Here is a 16,369-nt window from a genome sequence, read left to right on the forward strand (position 1 = left end):
GACGTTCCAATCCAGGGGGATACGAAGGCAGACTGGTGAGCAGGCTCGGGCAATATAAGATGCGGCTGAGGCGCAAGCGCGCGCTCTGGCAGGCCTTTCGGGCACGCCGGGAGCTTCATCTTATTCAGGACAATACATTCGAGATTCGCCCCAACGACATTCTGTTGGTCTGCACCCTGCGCAACGAATATGTGCGCTTGCCGTATTTCCTGAAATATTATCGGGACATGGGCGTGCGCCATTTCCTATTCATCGACAATGACAGTGATGATGGCTCGCGCGAATACCTCATAGGGCAGGACGACGTGTCGATCTGGCACACGACGGCGAGCTATCGCAAGTCGCTGTTCGGTGTGCATTGGATGAACTGGATTTCGCGCAAATATTGCCATGGGCATTGGACGCTCACGGTCGATGTGGACGAATTCCTGGTCTTTCCGTTTTGTGACACCCGCCCGATTCCGGCGCTCACCGATTGGCTCGACAATTCCGGCATTCGAAGCTTTTCGGCCATGTTGATCGACATGTATCCGAAAGGCCCGATCGATGCGCAGCCCTACCGCGAGGGGCAGAACCCCTTTGAGATCGCGGAATGGTTCGACAGCGGAAACTATATGATTTCGATGAACCCGGAGTATTACAATCTCTGGATTCAGGGCGGTCCACGCTCGCGGCTGTTTTTCAAGGACGAGCCCAAAAGTGCGCCGTCTTTGAACAAAATCCCGCTGGTCAAATGGCATCGCGATTACGCCTATATTCAATCGACGCATATGCTTTTGCCGCGTGGCCTGAACCTCGTCTATGAAACCGAGGGGGGCGAAAAGGCCTCTGGCGCATTGCTTCATGCCAAATTCCTCAACACCTTTGTGGAGAAGACCCGCGAAGAGTTGGAGCGGCGTCAGCATTACGCCGGTTCGCGCGAATATCTCGCCTATCACAGCCGGATCAAGGATGACCCGGACCTGTGGTGCAACTGGTCTGAGAAATACATCAACTGGCGTCAGCTTGAGATTCTGGGCCTCATGTCCAAGGGGAACTGGGCATGACGGTCGGCTTCGTGATGTTGGTCCACACCGCGCTGCATCGCGCCGAACAGGTGGCGCGCCACTGGGCGACCCATGGCTGTCCCGTGGTGATCCACGTCGACCGGCGGGTGAAGAAAGACGTTTACCAGCCCTTTGTCGACAGCCTGTCTGACCTCGACAATGTGCTGTTCTCGAAACGCCACGCCTGTGACTGGGGCACGTGGTCCTTGGTGGCCGCCTCTCAGGACGCTTCTGAATTGATGCTGTCGCGCTTCCCGGAGGCACGGCATGTCTATCTGGCCTCTGGCTCCTGCCTGCCGCTCAGGCCCGTGGAGGATCTGAAACAATATCTCGCGGCGCGGCCGATGACGAATTTCATTGAAAGCGTGACGACGGAAGATGTGCCCTGGACCGTGGGCGGGCTGGATTCGGAACGTTTCACCCTGCGGTTCCCGTTCTCGTGGAAAAAACAGAGGCGGCTGTTTGATCGCTATGTCCATCTGCAACGCAAGATCGGGTACAAACGCAAAATTCCGGACGGGCTTGTGCCGCATCTGGGCTCGCAATGGTGGTGCCTGACGCGTCAGACCCTATCAGCCATTCTTGAGGACCCGGATCGCAAGGCCTATGACGCCTATTTCAAACGTGTCTGGATTCCGGACGAGAGCTATTATCAGACCCTTGTGCGGCTCTATTCCAACAATATCGAAAGCCGCTCTCTGACCCTGTCGAAATTCGACTATCAGGGTAAACCGCATATTTTCTACGACGATCACCTTCAGCTTTTGCGACGCTCCGACTGTTTCGTCGCGCGTAAAATATGGCCGAAGGCGGAGCGACTTTACGCGACCTTCCTCAATCCGGACGTCAATCCGATGAAGGGAACAGAGCCTAATCCCGGCAAAATCGACCGTATTTTTGCCAAGGCGGTCGAGCGGCGCATCATGGGGCGCGAAGGTCTTTACATGCAAAGCCGTTTGCCCGGGCACGGCAAGGGTCACGGCAAAACCAGCGCGCCCTATTCGATTTTCGAAGGCTTCTCCGATCTCTTCGAGGATTTCGACGAATGGCTGTCGCGGGCTGTGGGGGCGCGGGTGCATGGCCATCTTTTCGCGCCGGAACGGGTTGAGTTTTCGGGTGGGCAAAAGGTGTTCTCGGGGGCTCTGTCGGATCAGGCGGAGTTGCGGGATTACAACCCCTGCGGTTTCCTGACATCGCTCATTTGGAACACCCGCGGCGAGCGGCAGTGTTTCATGTTCGGCCCGCGCGACAATCAGGACATCAACTGGCTGGTGGCGACCGACCCGAATGCGCAAATCTCGGTGATCTCCGGGGCCTGGGCTGTGACACTGTTCCGCTCGAACCTGAGCTTTTCCGAAATTCGCCGGGAGGCTGCACGTTTGCAAAAAATCGAGTCGCAGCACATCGAGATTCTGCGTTCACAACACATCAAGGCACGGATCAGAATCTGGACCATGGCGGATTTCATCGAGAGCCAGATGGAGCCTTTGCAGGCCATTATCGACGAGATTGGCCCGCGCAATATCCGCCGCCTGACCGAAGCGCCGCGGATGCGGGACCTCACCGGGTTTGGACAATTCCTGCAAAACCTGAAAAACCAAGGTATGAAACCTCATCTCATGGGCGATTTTCCCATGGGCAACGAACCCGACACGCGTCCGCGCTCCAACAAGCGGCCTTACTTGGTAAAATAACCCATGTCTCAGCCCTTCGACTATTTCGTGATTTTTGCAGAGATGCGGACCGGTTCCAATTTTCTGGAAGAAAACGTCAATGCCTATCCGGGGCTGAAATGTTGGGGGGAGGTGTTCAACCCCGCCTTCATCGGCAAATCGCAGCAAAAAGAAATGCTGGGCATTTCCATGCTGGAACGCGAGGCCGATCCAAGGGTACTTTTGAAAAAGCTGCGCCAATCGACGGACGGGTTGGCCGGGTTTCGGTTCTTCCACGATCACGACCCACGCATTCTTTCCCATGTCCTGGAGGACCCGAAGTGCGCCAAAATCATCCTGACGCGCAATCCTCTGGACAGCTACGTGTCGCGTAAGATTGCCAGCGTGACGGGGCAATGGCGTCTGGGCGATCTCAAGGATGCGAAATCTGCGAAAATCTCTTTTGAGAAACGCGAATTCCAAACCATGCTGGATGAGTTGAAGGACTTTCAGATTTTCCTCCAGCGTCAGCTCCAGATGACCGGCCAAACGGCATTTTACATCAATTATGAGGACATTCAGGACGTCGAGGTTCTGAACGGTCTGGCGCGCTTCCTTGGTGTCACCGCAGAGCGCAACAAGACCTCGCAAAAGACCAAGGTGCAGAACCCGTCGCGTCTTGAGGACAAGGTTTTGAACTACGCGGAAATGGTGTCCGACCTGTCGAGTGTGGATCACTTCAACCTCTCGAACACCCCGAACTTCGAGCCGCGTCGCAAACCCGCTGTGCCGACCTATGTGGCCTGTGCCGAGACGTCATTGCTCTACATGCCGGTGCGCGGTGGGCCTGAGGCGGCTGTGGCCGAATGGATGTCCGCGCTGGACAAGGTGGGTCCTGAGGCCTTGCAGCGAGGGTTTTCGCAAAAGACCCTGCGTCAGTGGAAGCGTCAGCATAAGGGCCATCGCAGCTTTACGGTGATTTCTCATCCGGCGCAGCGGCTGCATCGGGTGTTCTGCGATTACATCCTGAACATCAGCGGCAAGACCTACGGAGAAATCCGCGAGACGCTGCGCACGACCTACAAGCTGCCGCTGCCGCCGGGCGAGCCGACGGAGAGCTACACGCGCGATCAGCATCGCGAGGCGTTTCTGAAATTCGCGGGCTTTGTGCAGGGCAATCTGAATGGCCAGACCTCGGTGCGGGTCGATGGCACTTGGGCCTCGCAATCGGAAGTGATCAAAGGCTTTGCCGATTTTTCCCTGCCGGACATCGTAATCCGGGAGGAGAGCCTGGCGGAGGACCTGTCGCATCTGGCCGCGAGCCTCGGGATCAAGCCCGCGCTTGTTGTGGATGAGCCCGAAGACGCGCCCTACACGCTCGCCGAGATTTACGACGCAGAGGTCGAAGAGGCCGTGAAAGCGGCCTATCAGCGCGATTACATGATGTTCGGGTTCAAGCCCTGGGCATAAAACAGGGCTAAGGGTCAGGCGGCTTTGGTCGCCGGGCCTTCGGTCAGGATCGCATGCAGTGTGGCAGGCTCAATGTTTGCACGCAGTTTGGCGCAGATGTCGCCATTGCGCATGGTGCGGGACACCAGTGCCAGCGCCTTGAGGTGATCGACACCGGATTCGGCGGGGGCGAAGAGCGCAAAGACCAGGTCGACCGGCTGACGGTCCACCGCATCGAAATCCATCGGGCTTTCAAGACGCAGGAAGGTGCCGACGACGCGGTCCAGACCTTCGATCCGGGCGTGCGGCAAGGCGACGCCGTGGCCCACACCTGTGGGGCCAAGGCTTTCGCGTTCTTGAAGCGCATCGACAGTGTCGTTCAAAGTCAGACCATAGACGCTTGCCGCGATCTCACCGAGATCTTGAAACAAACGTTTCTTGCTGGTCATTTTGCCCACGACCTTGACGGCCTGTGGATCCAAAATCTTTGAGATATCCATCTGAAAACTACCCGCCCCGACCCGTCGAGGCGGGCCGGTTTCATTATGTCGCGTTGTTGGGGTCAATCCAGCCGATGTTCCCATCCGGGCGGCGGTAGACCACGTTTACACCAGTTTTCCCTTCCTTGTGGAACACAAGGACCGGAGCTCCGGCAAGTTCCATCTGCATCACAGCCTCACCCACCGTCAGCGTCGGAATCGACGCCTCCATTTCGGCGATGATCATCGGCTGCAAGCTTTCGGGTTCCTGATCCTCGTCATGCTCCGATGCGGCGAGGATATACTGGGAACCGCCGAAGAGTTCAACAGGCTCTGCGCGTTCCTTATGGTGATCTTTCAACCGGCGCTTGTAGCGACGCAGTTGCTTGTCCATTTTTTCCGCGCAGGCATCGAAAGCGGCGTAAATCTCATGCGCGCGGGCGCTGGCCTGAGCCGTCAGGCCGGTCGACAGGTGCACCACGGCCTCGCAAACATACTCTGCCCCACTTTTGGAGAACACGACATTCGCATCGGTCGGACGTTGTGCGTATTTTTCAAGCACGGAGCCGAGCTCGGTTTGGACATGCGTCTGAAGCGCTGCACCGATGTCGATTTGTTTGCCGCTGATTTGGTACCGCATAGATACCTCCTTCTTAATTTGACCTATGCCCGAACGCCTTTGGGCGTGTCTTCGAGGTCGTGGGTTTTTGTCGAAAGCGGGAATTCAATGCATGCGACGGAGACAAAACCGGCACGCTGTGTCGGGGTTTGGTCTGGCGCTCTTTGGCTCCGTTGTGCCATGGCGCATCCTGTCATTCGTACGTCACACATTGGATACATATAAGGCGCCAGAATGCGGTGAATTGTCAATCAAAACCCGTCTTCAAATGCGGAAATTGTCACCAAGATAAACACGCCGCACAGTCTCATCGGCAACGATGTCTTCCTTGGTCCCTGACATCAGGACGTGACCATCGTGCAGGATATAGGCACGGTCAATAATTCCTAATGTTTCCTGCACGTTATGGTCTGTGATCAAAACGCCGATGCCGCGGGTTTTGAGATCGGAAACCAACCCGCGGATTTCCGCCACAGCAATCGGATCGACGCCTGCGAAAGGCTCGTCGAGCAGCACGTAGGACGGGTCAGACGCGAGGCATCGCGCAATTTCGACTCGCCGGCGTTCCCCGCCGGACAGCGACAGTGCCGGCGCCCGGCGAAGGTGCGAAATGGAGAATTCGGACAGAAGATCTTCGAGCTTTTCACGGCGCAAAAGCGGGTCGCTTTCCGAGACTTCGAGGATGGCAAGAATGTTGTCTTCGACACAGAGGCCACGGAAGACAGAGGCCTCCTGCGGCAGGTAGCCGACCCCCAATTTGGCACGGCGATACATCGGCAAAAGCGTAATGTCGCGCCCATCCACAATGACCTCTCCGCCTTCGGGCATGACGAGGCCTGCGATGGAATAGAAACAGGTGGTTTTACCAGAGCCGTTGGGGCCAAGGAGCGCCACGACTTCGCCGCGCTCGAGATCGAGAGAGACGTCCCGGATCACGGTGCGTTTGCGATAGCCTTTGCGCAGGTTGCGGACTTTGAGCCCGGTGGTGTCGCTCATCACTCGTTTCCGGATTGCAGGATCGTTTTCACCCGACCGTCCATCCGCCCCGTGCCGGTGTCCAGATCGATGACCATCCGTTCGCCCGACAATGCGCTGTTGGCCTGAGTCAAAAGCACATTTCCGGTGAGCACAACGGTCGCTGATTCGAGGTCATATTCCGCACGCTGGGCCTCGGCGGCTTCACCTGCGTTGATCATGGTGACGCCACCAGAGGCCAAAAGCCGCGCAATCTTGCCGCCTTCGCTGGCGTAGATGACCTCGACCGTTTGCGCGGTCAGGCGCATCGGGCCTTGGCCGATGACGACATTGCCGGAAAACAGGGCTTTGCCGGTGCCCTGATCGACGCTGAGTTGGTCGGAGGTGACCTCGATCGGCAGGCTGCTGTCGTGTTTGAGGCCGCCGAAGGCGATCTGTGTACCCTGTGCATGTGCGGGCTGGCTCAGGCCAAGCGTGAAGATCAGCGCGGTTGTCAGGGAAAGGGTTCGGATGATCGTCACGGCAAAGTCCTCAAATGTCAGGGCTGATATACCAGCTTTACGCCGCCCTTGAAAACCAGAAGGTAGTCCTCTGTCTCGGCATCTTGCGAAATCACCATGGAACCCGCCGTCAGATCGCCAGCGGGTCCCGTGGCGTCGACATTGCCGGGGCTTTCGATGCGCGAGACGTCCAGCATGGTGGCGATCCGGTTCGAGGTGATCGTGTAGCCGGTGGAGGTTTCGATCTCGACATGACCGGACAGCTCGGCGATCTGGCTGGGGCCATCGATCACGCCATCATCTGCCATGAGGGTCACGGAGCCATTGTCCGGCATCCGAAGCGCGCCGCGCACGGCATTGGAATTTACCACGTCTTCGGTTGATAGATCGGGACGCACCAGATCGGCGGAGATTTCCAATTCGGAACCATCGCGGGTCACGGTCGCAAAGGAGGGGCCTTCGACCCGCTGCTCGCGCGCCAGCGTTTCGATGTCGACATCGGCATAGGGAATCGACAGGCTGGTGTCGCGGTCGCGCGCAAACAGAAAGAGCGTGGCCAAAAGCACGAGGCTGGCCAGGGGCAGGGCAATCTTCGCGAAGGCCACGAATTTGGAATAAGGGTTGTCGAACCGCGCCATAAGGACGTCTTACACGACACCGGCGCGAAGGCAGTCCTGAATCTTCAAAATCCCGCAAGGTCGCCCATCTTCGGCAGAATCCCGCACAAACAGACAGGTGATCGCGCGTTCATCCATGCGCGCGACGGCTTTTTCGGCCAGCGCATCCGAGGAGATCGTCATCGGGTTCCGGGTCATGATATCACCGGCGGTCTTGTCCAGGAGCCCGTCGATATGACGCCGCAGGTCGCCGTCGGTGATGATGCCGCTCAGCTGGCCTTCGGCGTCGATCACGCCTACGACGCCAAAGCCTTTGTCGGAAATCACGGACAAGGCTTCGCGCATAGGGGTTTCGGCGCTGACCAGAGGCATATCCACATGCATGAGATCGCGCACTTTGGTGAGGCGGGAGCCAAGCTTGCCGCCCGGATGCAGCACGCGGAAATTATCGGCGGTAAAGGCGCGGTGTTCCATGAGCGCGACAGCCAAGGCATCGCCCAGAGCCAAAGTCATCGTGGTCGAGGTGGTCGGCACGATGCCATGCCCACAGGCCTCAGCGGCTTTCGGCAGGATCAGAGCCACATCGCAGGCGCGGATGAGCGAGCTGTCGGGGTTCGAGGCCACGCCAATCATCGGAATTTTAAAACGCCGCGTATAGGCAATCACATCGGCCAGTTCCGGGGTTTCGCCGGAATTCGACAGCACGAGGCAGACATCATCATCGCCGATCATGCCCAGATCGCCATGGCTCGCTTCGGCCGGATGCACGAAATGCGCGGGCGTGCCGGTGGAGGCCAGTGTCGCCGCGATCTTGCGCGCGATATGGCCGGATTTGCCCATGCCCGTCACAATCGTGCGGCCCTTGGCGCGTAGAATGGTTTCCACGGCGGTGGTGAATTCCACACCGAGGCTGTCGGACAAAAGCCCGAGTGCCTCGGCCTCTTGTGCGATCACACGTTTGGCGGTGGACAGGAATGCGTCGGATTGAGTCATGTGGCGAACCTCGAAAGAGATGTCAGTGAGAGAAAATGTCGATTTCGGGCCAGCCTTCGAGATCGAGCTGAGCACGGGTCGGCAGGAAGTCGAAACAGGATTGCGCCAGCTCCATCCGGCCTTCGCGCTCCAGCATTCCGTTCAGCTTGTCGCGCAGCTGGTGCAGGTAAAGCACGTCGGAGGCGGCGTAATCGAGCTGCGCGTTGGTCAGGTCGCGCGCGCCCCAGTCGCTCATCTGTTGGTATTTGGAAATGTCCACTTTTAGCAGCTGATCGAGCAGGTTCCTAAGCCCATGGCGATCCGTGAAGGTGCGCACGAGTTTCGAGGCGATTTTGGTGCAATAGACCGGCGTCGCCAGCGTGCCAAAGGTGTGATGCATCGCGGCGATGTCGAAGCGACCAAAGTGGAACAGCTTCAACACATTCGGGTCCGCGAGCATTTTGCACAGGTTCGGCGCCTCGGTCTGGCCGCGTTCAACCTGAACCAGATGCGCGTTGCCGTCGCCGCCGGACATTTGCACGAGGCAAAGACGATCACGGTGCGGGTTCAACCCCATGGTCTCGCAGTCGATGGCGACGACCGGCCCAAGGTCGAGATCGTCCGGCAGGTCGTTTTTATAGAGAAAATTCGCCATCGTCGTGCCTTTGCGCTGTCCAATGATTTGAAACAGGGTCTTACGGCTTTGCGCGAGTTGGGGCAAGAGAGCAGGCTGATAAGAGCCAGATGTTAGAACGTCTCAACTGTGCAGAAGATGCTGTTTGAGCGGCAAATATGCCCCCACACGCAAAAAATTGAACTACGCCGGAAAACTTTATGCTTTTTGTCAGTTAAATCTATTGCTAACAACGCCGGGCAAATGTGACCGCGCTCCCAGCCGCCGCCAGTGGCCGGTCTTCCATAGATAAAGAGATCCGCCATGTTCGCACATTTCATGAGGGGCGCCGCCCTCGCTCTTACGTTTTCGACCGCTGCCAGTGCCGCCGAACTCACCACATTCTCGGGGCCTGTGACCATTGAAGAGACGCCTGAAACCGTCATCAGCTATGATGTCGGCGCGCTCGATACCCTCACCGCGCTGGGCGTCGATGTGGCGGGGATCACGCAGCCGATGCTGGTTCCGGCTCTCGCCGGTTTGGATGACGGCTCGCGCGCCAATATCGGCACGCTGTTCGAGCCCGATTTCGAACAGGTCTTTGCCCTGAAACCCGACCTGATCATCGCCGGGCCGCGCGCGCGCGATCAAATCGGTGCCCTGTCGAAAATCGCCCCCACCGTCGATCTGAGCCCCTTCTCCGAGGACATCGGCGAGGTGGTCCTGACCCAGACGCGCGAATTGGGCGAGTTGTTCGGCAAACAAGACAAGGCGGGGGAATTGGTCTCTCATCTGGAGGCGTCCCTCGAAGAGGTCCGGGGCCTGACTGAGGGTGCGGGCAAGGGGCTTGTCGTGATGACGAACGGTCCGAAGCTTTCGGTTTTTGGTCCGGGGTCGCGCTTTGGCTGGGTGCATGACACTTTGGGGATCGAGCCGCTCATGGAGAATGTCGAAGAGCAAACTCATGGCGAAGCTGTCAGCTTTGAGTTCCTGCATGAGGCCAACCCCGACTGGATGATCGTTTTCGACCGCACGCGCGCGACGAATGGCGATGGGCCGAAAGCCGAAGAAACGCTCGATAACGAATTGATCGCGCAGACCACGGCCTGGCAAAAAGGTCAGGTGATCTACGTCCACCCGGCCGATTTCTACATCGCGACCACCGGTGTGCGCTCGCTTCAGGATACGGTCGATCAATTCATCGCGGCCTATAAGGGCGCGCAGTAAACACCAATGAAATCGCCAGCACTTCATATGTTGCTAGCCTTGGCGAGTCTGGTTGTAATGGCCGGGCTCAGCCTCATGATCGGAGCCTCCGACATGAACCTCGGTGCGGTGTTCCGAGGTGAGGGTGATGATGCGCTGATCCTTTTGGCAAGTCGCATCCCGCGCACGCTGGCGATCATTCTCACCGGGGCCTCGATGGCGATTTCCGGGCTGATCTTTCAGATGCTCACGCGCAACAAATTCGTCGAACCCGCCACGGCGGGGACGGCGGAAAGTGCGGGGCTTGGGCTTTTGATCGCGGTCGCCCTGTTTCCGACCACCTCTTTGATGGTCAAGATGGTGATCGCCGCCCTCTGTGCCATTGCAGGCACGCTTTTGTTTCTCAAAATTCTCGACCGGCTGCCGCCGCGCGAGCCTTTGTTGGTGCCTCTGGTGGGGCTGATGCTGGGCGGGGTGATTGGCGCCATCGGGACGTTTTTCGCCTATCAGCTCGATCTGTTGCAATATCTCGGCATCTGGACGACGGGTGAGTTTTCCGGCGTGCTTCGTGGCCGCTATGAGCTTTTGTGGCTCACGGGCGGCTTGGCTGTGATCGGCTATCTCTTTGCGGATCGGTTTTCCATCATGGGGATGGGTCGCGATGTCTCGATCACCTTGGGGCTGAATTATCGCACCGTGATGTGGACGGGGCTGATCATCGTTTCCGTCACCACCGCTGTCGTCGTGGTCACCGTGGGGGCGATCCCGTTTCTGGGGTTGATTGTGCCCAATATTGTCAGTCGGATCATGGGCGACAACCTGCGTGCGGCGGTGCCTTGGGCGGCGAGCCTTGGGGCAGGGGCGCTTTTGCTGTGCGACATCATCGGGCGGGTCATTCGCCAGCCCTATGAGATTCCCATCGGCACGATCTTTGGTGTGATCGGCTCGATGATCTTCCTCTATCTTTTGCTGGGACGTCAGAGCCATGCCGTCCGATAGTGCCGCCTCCCTTCCTTTCCCTGATCAACGCCACATGCAGATCAGGCCACTGGTCATTCTGGCCGTGCTGGCCTTGGTTGCGGTGGCTTTGTTCCTGACGCTGGGCGTGCCTGCAGGTGCGTGGGAGTTTGCGCTCAGTTTTCGCGCTGGAAAGCTTGCCGGGCTTATTCTCGTGGCTTTTGCCATCGCCACCTCGACCCAGCTTTTTCATGCCGCCACGCGAAATCAAATCCTGACTCCCTCGATCATGGGTTTTGATGCGCTCTATCTGATGATCCAGACCAGTTTGGTGTTTGGCATGGGCGCCATGGCCACGCTCGACATTGATCCCATGGTGAAATTCACCGCCGAAGTTCTGGTCATGATGGGGTTCTCGACCGCGCTTTTCCTGTGGCTTTTCACCGCCCGGTCCCGCGATTTGCATCTCCTCGTTCTGGTCGGCATCATTTTCGGCACACTGTTTCGCAGCCTGTCGAATTTCATCTCCCGCATGATCGACCCGAATGAATTCGTCGTCGTGCAGGGCGCCATGTTCGCACGTTTCAATGCGGTCAATATCGACCTCTTGTGGATCTCGATCGGTCTCACAGCGCTTACCCTGCCGGTGCTCTGGCATATGCGGCATCAGTTCGATGTGTTGGCGCTGGGTCGCGAAACGGCGATTGGATTGGGGCTTCGCTATCGGCGCGTGATGTTTGCGGCTTTTGGGATGATCGGCCTTTTGGTGTCGGTCTCGACCGCCCTTGTGGGTCCTGTCACCTTCTTTGGCTTGCTGGTCGTCCATCTGGCCTATCGCATCCTGCCCGGCGCGCGGTTCGCGCCGACGCTTTTGGCCAGTTCTCTGATCGCCATCATCACCTTGGTGGGTGGGCAGGCGATCTATGAGCATGTGCTGGGCCTTCAAGGCACGCTGTCCGTGGTGATCGACGCGCTGGGCGGCATCACCTTTCTTTACCTGCTTCTCAAAGGGGTCAGACGATGATCGAGATTTCGCATGTGAGCCATCAGATTGCCGGAGCTTCGATCCTGAATGATGTGTCTTTGACGATTCCTCGCGGGGGCATCACGGCCTTGATCGGGCCGAATGGGGCGGGAAAATCTACGCTTTTGTCCCTGATTGCGCGTTTGACGCCACTGCAAGGCGGGCAGATCACGGTGGATGGTGCGGACGTCACCACGACGCCAACCGATGCGCTGGCGCGACGCCTGTCGATTCTGCGTCAGGACAATTCCGTGGCCGCGCGTTTGACGGTCGCCGATCTGGTGGGCTTTGGCCGCTACCCGCATCACAAAGGACGCCCGACTGCCGAGGATCACGCGCATGTGGAGCAAGCCTTGGAGATGATGGGGCTGCACCCTTTGAGTGGGCGCTTCCTCGACGAGCTGTCCGGCGGGCAGCGTCAGAGGGCCTTTGTCGCCATGGTTCTGGCTCAGGACACGGATTACGTGCTTTTGGATGAGCCGCTCAACAACCTCGACATGAAGCACGCGCGTCAGATGATGGAGCGGCTGAAAGAGGCGGCGCGGGTGAGTGGCAAGAGCTTTGTGATTGTCGTCCACGATATCAATTTTGCAGCCGCCTATGCCGATCTGATCGTTGCGCTCAAAGACGGGCGGCTGCATTCCCTCGGCACGCCAGAAGAAATCGTCAACAGACCGTGCCTGCGCGATGTGTTCGAGTTGGATATCGCGGTGGAGACCGTGGGCGGTCATCCCTTTGCCCTGCACCAGATCGCGCCGGAGCCTTTGGTCGATACGTAGGGTGGGGTTGGCAATGGGATAAAGGCTCTCATCGCTTTTGTGTCAAAAACGACTGCCGCCTGAGATGTTTGGGGGTGTGTTCAAACATTTTCCTTTGGAAAATGTTTTTGGTGCCCAGAAGAGGCAAAGTCCCACATAATTACCCCATGATTTCAGTGATTTGATGGAGTTTATTTTGCCATGTCGTGTAGTGGTTGTGTAGTGCTTTATTTTGAGACCGGTGGGAGGAGCGGCATCGCTCCGCTCTCTCCGCGTGTTCCGAGGGTGTGCAAATTGCATCCTCTACTGTCTGCATACCCGAGGGTTTCCTTAGAAGTCTGTCTCGGTGTCTTCCTCGGTTTCTGCGTGAGGGTCTTCATCGGGATATGACCGAACAGGAAGGTCGCCCCATTCGTCCTCCTCATCATCCAGCCCCCCAAAGGAATATTCGTAGATCATCCTCAGTTTCTGTTCCCCCAGTGCCTGTGCGGTGGCCTCTGCGACAAGCTCGTTGTTCCAGAAGGGAAGAGGGTTGCCTCTCCGGTCGAAAAGGTCTCGGATAGCTTTCGCCATTTCATCGACCTGCTGTCTATGAAGGGCATCTGTCATCATGGGTTTGTCCTCGGTCACTGTTTGCTCCTTTTTGTCACGCCACCAGTCACCTGTAATGTCGCCTTTCGTGTTCTCGATCTCCTTGAGCCTCTTGCGCATGTAGGCCACCTGTCGGGTTGATACGCCGGATGCTTGCGAGATTTCCTTCTTGGAATAGCCAAGGTCTTCCCAGACCAACCGCCACGCGAAGTCCGCTCTTTCCTGAGAGGTGAGGGCAAGACTGCTATTCGTGTGGCGCTGACCCGAGATCAAGAGTGCATCGCGAAACGGGCACTCAAGCACCTCTGCGGGTATCTTCTGGGTCTGCTTGCTGGTCCGATAAGCGGCAACTCGGTGGCGTCCGTCGAGGATGATGTAAGGGTCTTCTGGTCTGTCGGGGTTCTTCCAGAGGAGGACGGGGTCCAGCTTGCCGACGTTCTTCTTGGTTCGCACCAAATCCTTGACGTGTTCTTTGATGAGAGGGCCGGGTCTTGCTGTCCCAGCTTCGCTTTCGAGGTTGATCTGGTCGAGGCGAACGGAGGTCTTCCGCCCGCGCTCCAAGCACGTGCGTTGTTTTGTCATAAGTTGTCCTTTGAGGTGTGGGTTGGTTGTCGAGGAGGAGGCTGACACGCCTATCCTCTTTATAAGTGCAACCTATTCGCTTGGCCCTCTGAGGGCGCTGGGCGGGTTGCCGAGGGGGGCTCACATGCCTTCCCTTCACTAGGGGGCCTTAATGGTCAGCCTCGCACTGTGACCGTCTGGGAGACCCCGTAGAGCCTCCCTCACGATCACTCAAGGGCGCTGGGCGGGGATTATGGAAAAGATACTGGTGGGTCGTAGGCGCCCCTCGTCTTCTCTTTTTCCAGTTTCTCATAGACCCCTGTGATGACCTGAGGGGGGAGGGAAAGTCTGTCATTCTGTCCGGTGCTTTTCGTCGCAAGCTTCTTCATTTTGGAGAACGGATTTGACCCCGTGACGTCCCCCTCACTGAGCGCGAAGCCTATCACCGCGCTGAGATCGTTTCTCTCGCGCCTGACTGTTTCTTTCGTCACGCCGTCCGCAAGGCGTTTGTCTCTCCATGCCCGTGCATCTGCTTTTGTGATTTGCGAAAGGGGTCATAGCCCCTCCCCATTCCTCATGCTGGCTTGTCCTGACACCTGCAGGAGGGAGCTCGACAAAGTTTCCGGGGGCGTGTCGCCATCATCAATCGGTCTTTGCAGCATTTCGGAGTTTTGCTCGGAGTGCCTGACGAGCAAGCTCGAAAGTACTTTCTTCTGATTTGGACGCGCTCGGCACACTTGTTCGCTTCAGAGCAATCAGCGACATAATTGCTGGGCATGAAACTAGCAAAGCGATCTCAATGTCAGCATCCTCCGTAAGATACATATATAAGACCCAACTTAGGAGCCCCAAATTCGCCACTATTGCCAATTTGCGCATTTCTTATCCCTCAATATCGAATGGTGGCGACTTTAGGAGGGCGCATCGATTCTTACAAATTGAGATGCGGCTATCCAAATGATGAGCGCTTTCAACCACATGAATTTCTGCGTGATTGTCGCAACTCTGGCTCCCGTCTTTCCGTTGATTGTCTGGTGAGAGAAGCTTCAGGAAAAGAGGAGTTTCCGCCAGTTGGGCGAAGAACCAAGGGACCCTTTTCGGGTGGCCAATGAGCGTGGTCATCCTTTATCAAACCAAAACAGATAGCAGACCCGCACGGCCTTACATCCCCCAGCGGGTCAATGCGGCCTCTGCTGCTACGGGGTCTTTCCTTATGCGGATCACGGCCTGTCGGGTGAGACCTGTGGCCTTCGCCGTCTCCGTTGTCCCCGCGTTCTGCGCAGTCATGTTCTGCACAATTTCGAACGCCTTGCGGTCATAGCTGGGCTTCTTCCCTCGGTAGCGGGTCTTGTCTGTCTTTGCGGCCTCTATGCCCGCCCTCTGGGCCTCCTTGGTGGCTTCTGCTTGTGCCTGTGCCGTAGCGGCCATAAAGGCGATCAGAGCGTCTCTCACGGCCTCCTGCATGGGGTCCTTTGTGGCTCCGTCAAAGGTCATGTTATTGATCACCGTGCGGATCACCACACCCTGTCGCATGAACTCCCGAATGGTGTCTGTCACGTCCTGATAGTTGCGCCCGAGGCGATCCACCCAGCGCACCACGAGGGTGTCCCCGCTGCGGAGCATATCGAAGAGCCTTTTCCCTTCCGGTCTGTCTTTGAGGAGAGTGCTGACGCCAGAGACCCCATGATCGGAAACGACATCATCAATCTTGAACCCGGCTGCTTCCGCTTGGGTCTTCTGATGGTCAAGGGTTTGGTCGGTGGTCGAGACGCGGGCATAGAGGATGGTCTTGGACATGGTGGCCTCTCTGGTGTAGGCAAGGGTTATGTACGTTGGATTTCATGTCCGTTGATTAAAGTCAACCCTTACGAACACCTCTGCGGTCACCTTTGGGTCTGTACGTAGAGGTATACCCTTGTGGTCATTTTTGTGACCTCCATCCCAGTTCATCGAAGGGGGAGGTAATCCCGCGCTCTGGAAGGGACCCCATGTCGTGTCTGAGATGAACTGCCCGTTGCCATGCCTCGCCCACGTGGTCTGGGCATGGGGGGAATCGCCTTCGTGCTCCTATCGAAAAGGGGGGTTCAAATTTTCGGGTCAAAATAAGTTTTCGGACACTGATGATGGAATGAGGGTCTTGGAAATAGTTTGCTTTGGAAGGTCTTTCCTTATCGAGTTTTTCAAAAATCAAGTGAGGTCAGTATCTTTTGGAAATCAAGAATGGATCAAGAAACTATACTGGGTCTAAGGGAGGATATATACGGTGTTGGTGTTCCAAGCTTTTTCTATATCTAGCTATTTTTTCCTTGGATTTTCATCTGACCTCTTACAAATAACTTTGCATTTTCTA

General features: G+C 57.2%; 16 protein-coding genes. 7 read left to right on the top strand and 9 right to left on the bottom strand.

What is annotated here, in order from left to right; all coding sequences use genetic code 11:
- Window positions 1-59 precede the first annotated feature (59 nt).
- Genes ACN0X0_RS07490 through ACN0X0_RS07500 form a run of 3 tightly spaced genes read left to right on the top strand, consistent with a single transcriptional unit; the run spans window position 60 to window position 4,168 of the window.
- Window positions 60-1,046: a glycosyltransferase family 2 protein gene (locus tag ACN0X0_RS07490; protein ID WP_417278762.1), complete on the top strand. Its 987-nt coding sequence runs from the start codon at window positions 60-62 to the stop codon at window positions 1,044-1,046.
- Entirely contained in the window at window positions 1,043-2,740 is a 1,698-nt protein-coding gene (locus tag ACN0X0_RS07495; protein WP_417278639.1) for a beta-1,6-N-acetylglucosaminyltransferase, read from the top strand. The genes ACN0X0_RS07490 and ACN0X0_RS07495 overlap by 4 nt, the downstream gene beginning before the upstream one ends.
- 3 nt (window positions 2,741-2,743) lie before the next feature.
- Complete coding sequence (locus ACN0X0_RS07500) at window positions 2,744-4,168, top strand: nodulation protein NodH (protein ID WP_417278640.1); 1,425 nt, start codon at window positions 2,744-2,746, stop codon at window positions 4,166-4,168.
- Between the two features lie 14 nt (window positions 4,169-4,182).
- On the opposite strand, the gene ACN0X0_RS07505 is transcribed toward ACN0X0_RS07500, so the two are convergent.
- The 7 genes from ACN0X0_RS07505 to ACN0X0_RS07535 form a co-directional block, all read right to left on the bottom strand.
- The gene (locus ACN0X0_RS07505) at window positions 4,183-4,647 is read right to left on the bottom strand and encodes a PTS sugar transporter subunit IIA (protein WP_417262373.1); all 465 of its coding nucleotides are present in this window, start codon (window positions 4,645-4,647) and stop codon (window positions 4,183-4,185) included.
- Window positions 4,648-4,690: 43 nt separating this feature from the next.
- On the bottom strand, window positions 4,691-5,266 hold the full coding sequence (gene hpf / locus ACN0X0_RS07510; RefSeq protein WP_417262372.1) for a ribosome hibernation-promoting factor, HPF/YfiA family: 576 nt from the start codon (window positions 5,264-5,266) through the stop codon (window positions 4,691-4,693).
- A gap of 243 nt (window positions 5,267-5,509) precedes the next feature.
- Complete coding sequence (lptB, locus tag ACN0X0_RS07515; protein ID WP_219783378.1) at window positions 5,510-6,241, bottom strand: LPS export ABC transporter ATP-binding protein; 732 nt, start codon at window positions 6,239-6,241, stop codon at window positions 5,510-5,512.
- Window positions 6,241-6,741 (bottom strand): lipopolysaccharide transport periplasmic protein LptA, encoded by a 501-nt coding sequence (gene lptA / locus ACN0X0_RS07520; RefSeq protein WP_417278641.1) that lies wholly within the window; start codon window positions 6,739-6,741, stop codon window positions 6,241-6,243. Before lptA ends, lptB begins: the two co-directional genes overlap by 1 nt.
- A 17-nt stretch (window positions 6,742-6,758) precedes the next feature.
- Window positions 6,759-7,358 (bottom strand): LPS export ABC transporter periplasmic protein LptC, encoded by a 600-nt coding sequence (gene lptC / locus ACN0X0_RS07525; protein WP_417278642.1) that lies wholly within the window; start codon window positions 7,356-7,358, stop codon window positions 6,759-6,761.
- Window positions 7,359-7,367: 9 nt separating this feature from the next.
- The gene (locus ACN0X0_RS07530) at window positions 7,368-8,330 is read right to left on the bottom strand and encodes a KpsF/GutQ family sugar-phosphate isomerase (protein ID WP_417278643.1); all 963 of its coding nucleotides are present in this window, start codon (window positions 8,328-8,330) and stop codon (window positions 7,368-7,370) included.
- Between the two features lie 22 nt (window positions 8,331-8,352).
- Window positions 8,353-8,964, bottom strand: coding sequence for a ribonuclease D (locus ACN0X0_RS07535; protein WP_417262368.1), 612 nt, complete (start codon window positions 8,962-8,964; stop codon window positions 8,353-8,355).
- A 282-nt stretch (window positions 8,965-9,246) separates the two neighbouring features.
- On the opposite strand from ACN0X0_RS07535, the gene ACN0X0_RS07540 reads away from it, so the two are divergent.
- The 4 genes from ACN0X0_RS07540 to ACN0X0_RS07555 are packed head-to-tail and all read left to right on the top strand — an operon-like array spanning window position 9,247 to window position 12,888.
- Window positions 9,247-10,149, top strand: a complete 903-nt coding sequence (locus ACN0X0_RS07540) for a siderophore ABC transporter substrate-binding protein (RefSeq protein ID WP_417278644.1) — start codon at window positions 9,247-9,249, stop codon at window positions 10,147-10,149.
- 6 nt (window positions 10,150-10,155) lie between these two features.
- Window positions 10,156-11,127 carry an ABC transporter permease gene (locus ACN0X0_RS07545; RefSeq protein ID WP_417278645.1) on the top strand — a complete coding sequence of 324 codons (972 nt, stop codon included), beginning with the start codon at window positions 10,156-10,158 and terminating at the stop codon, window positions 11,125-11,127.
- A 34-nt stretch (window positions 11,128-11,161) separates the two neighbouring features.
- On the top strand, window positions 11,162-12,109 hold the full coding sequence (locus tag ACN0X0_RS07550) for an iron chelate uptake ABC transporter family permease subunit (RefSeq protein ID WP_417278646.1): 948 nt from the start codon (window positions 11,162-11,164) through the stop codon (window positions 12,107-12,109).
- Entirely contained in the window at window positions 12,106-12,888 is a 783-nt protein-coding gene (locus tag ACN0X0_RS07555) for an ABC transporter ATP-binding protein (RefSeq protein WP_417278647.1), read from the top strand. The genes ACN0X0_RS07550 and ACN0X0_RS07555 overlap by 4 nt, the downstream gene beginning before the upstream one ends.
- 309 nt (window positions 12,889-13,197) lie before the next feature.
- Here the strand turns inward: ACN0X0_RS07555 and ACN0X0_RS07560 are convergent, their stop codons facing one another.
- Together ACN0X0_RS07560 and ACN0X0_RS07565 are read right to left on the bottom strand one after the other, a co-directional pair.
- Window positions 13,198-14,040, bottom strand: coding sequence for a ParB N-terminal domain-containing protein (locus ACN0X0_RS07560; RefSeq protein ID WP_417278648.1), 843 nt, complete (start codon window positions 14,038-14,040; stop codon window positions 13,198-13,200).
- 1,140 nt (window positions 14,041-15,180) lie between these two features.
- Window positions 15,181-15,816: a recombinase family protein gene (locus ACN0X0_RS07565; protein ID WP_417278649.1), complete on the bottom strand. Its 636-nt coding sequence runs from the start codon at window positions 15,814-15,816 to the stop codon at window positions 15,181-15,183.
- Between the last annotated feature and the right edge of the window lie 553 nt (window positions 15,817-16,369).

It is taken from the genome of Celeribacter sp. (assembly GCF_048270365.1).
Lineage (GTDB): Bacteria > Pseudomonadota > Alphaproteobacteria > Rhodobacterales > Rhodobacteraceae > Celeribacter.

Excerpts from the sequence above, each read along its gene's own strand:
- ACN0X0_RS07490 (WP_417278762.1), top strand. The coding sequence starts at position 60 with ATGCGGCTGAGGCGCAAGCGCGCGCTCTGGCAGGCCTTTCGGGCACGC.
- ACN0X0_RS07495 (WP_417278639.1), top strand. The coding sequence starts at position 1,043 with ATGACGGTCGGCTTCGTGATGTTGGTCCACACCGCGCTGCATCGCGCC.
- ACN0X0_RS07500 (WP_417278640.1), top strand. The coding sequence starts at position 2,744 with ATGTCTCAGCCCTTCGACTATTTCGTGATTTTTGCAGAGATGCGGACC.
- ACN0X0_RS07505 (WP_417262373.1), bottom strand. The coding sequence starts at position 4,647 with ATGGATATCTCAAAGATTTTGGATCCACAGGCCGTCAAGGTCGTGGGC.
- hpf (WP_417262372.1), bottom strand. The coding sequence starts at position 5,266 with ATGCGGTACCAAATCAGCGGCAAACAAATCGACATCGGTGCAGCGCTT.
- lptB (WP_219783378.1), bottom strand. The coding sequence starts at position 6,241 with ATGAGCGACACCACCGGGCTCAAAGTCCGCAACCTGCGCAAAGGCTAT.
- lptC (WP_417278642.1), bottom strand. The coding sequence starts at position 7,358 with ATGGCGCGGTTCGACAACCCTTATTCCAAATTCGTGGCCTTCGCGAAG.
- ACN0X0_RS07530 (WP_417278643.1), bottom strand. The coding sequence starts at position 8,330 with ATGACTCAATCCGACGCATTCCTGTCCACCGCCAAACGTGTGATCGCA.
- ACN0X0_RS07535 (WP_417262368.1), bottom strand. The coding sequence starts at position 8,964 with ATGGCGAATTTTCTCTATAAAAACGACCTGCCGGACGATCTCGACCTT.
- ACN0X0_RS07540 (WP_417278644.1), top strand. The coding sequence starts at position 9,247 with ATGTTCGCACATTTCATGAGGGGCGCCGCCCTCGCTCTTACGTTTTCG.
- ACN0X0_RS07545 (WP_417278645.1), top strand. The coding sequence starts at position 10,156 with ATGAAATCGCCAGCACTTCATATGTTGCTAGCCTTGGCGAGTCTGGTT.
- ACN0X0_RS07550 (WP_417278646.1), top strand. The coding sequence starts at position 11,162 with ATGCAGATCAGGCCACTGGTCATTCTGGCCGTGCTGGCCTTGGTTGCG.
- ACN0X0_RS07555 (WP_417278647.1), top strand. The coding sequence starts at position 12,106 with ATGATCGAGATTTCGCATGTGAGCCATCAGATTGCCGGAGCTTCGATC.
- ACN0X0_RS07560 (WP_417278648.1), bottom strand. The coding sequence starts at position 14,040 with ATGACAAAACAACGCACGTGCTTGGAGCGCGGGCGGAAGACCTCCGTT.
- ACN0X0_RS07565 (WP_417278649.1), bottom strand. The coding sequence starts at position 15,816 with ATGTCCAAGACCATCCTCTATGCCCGCGTCTCGACCACCGACCAAACC.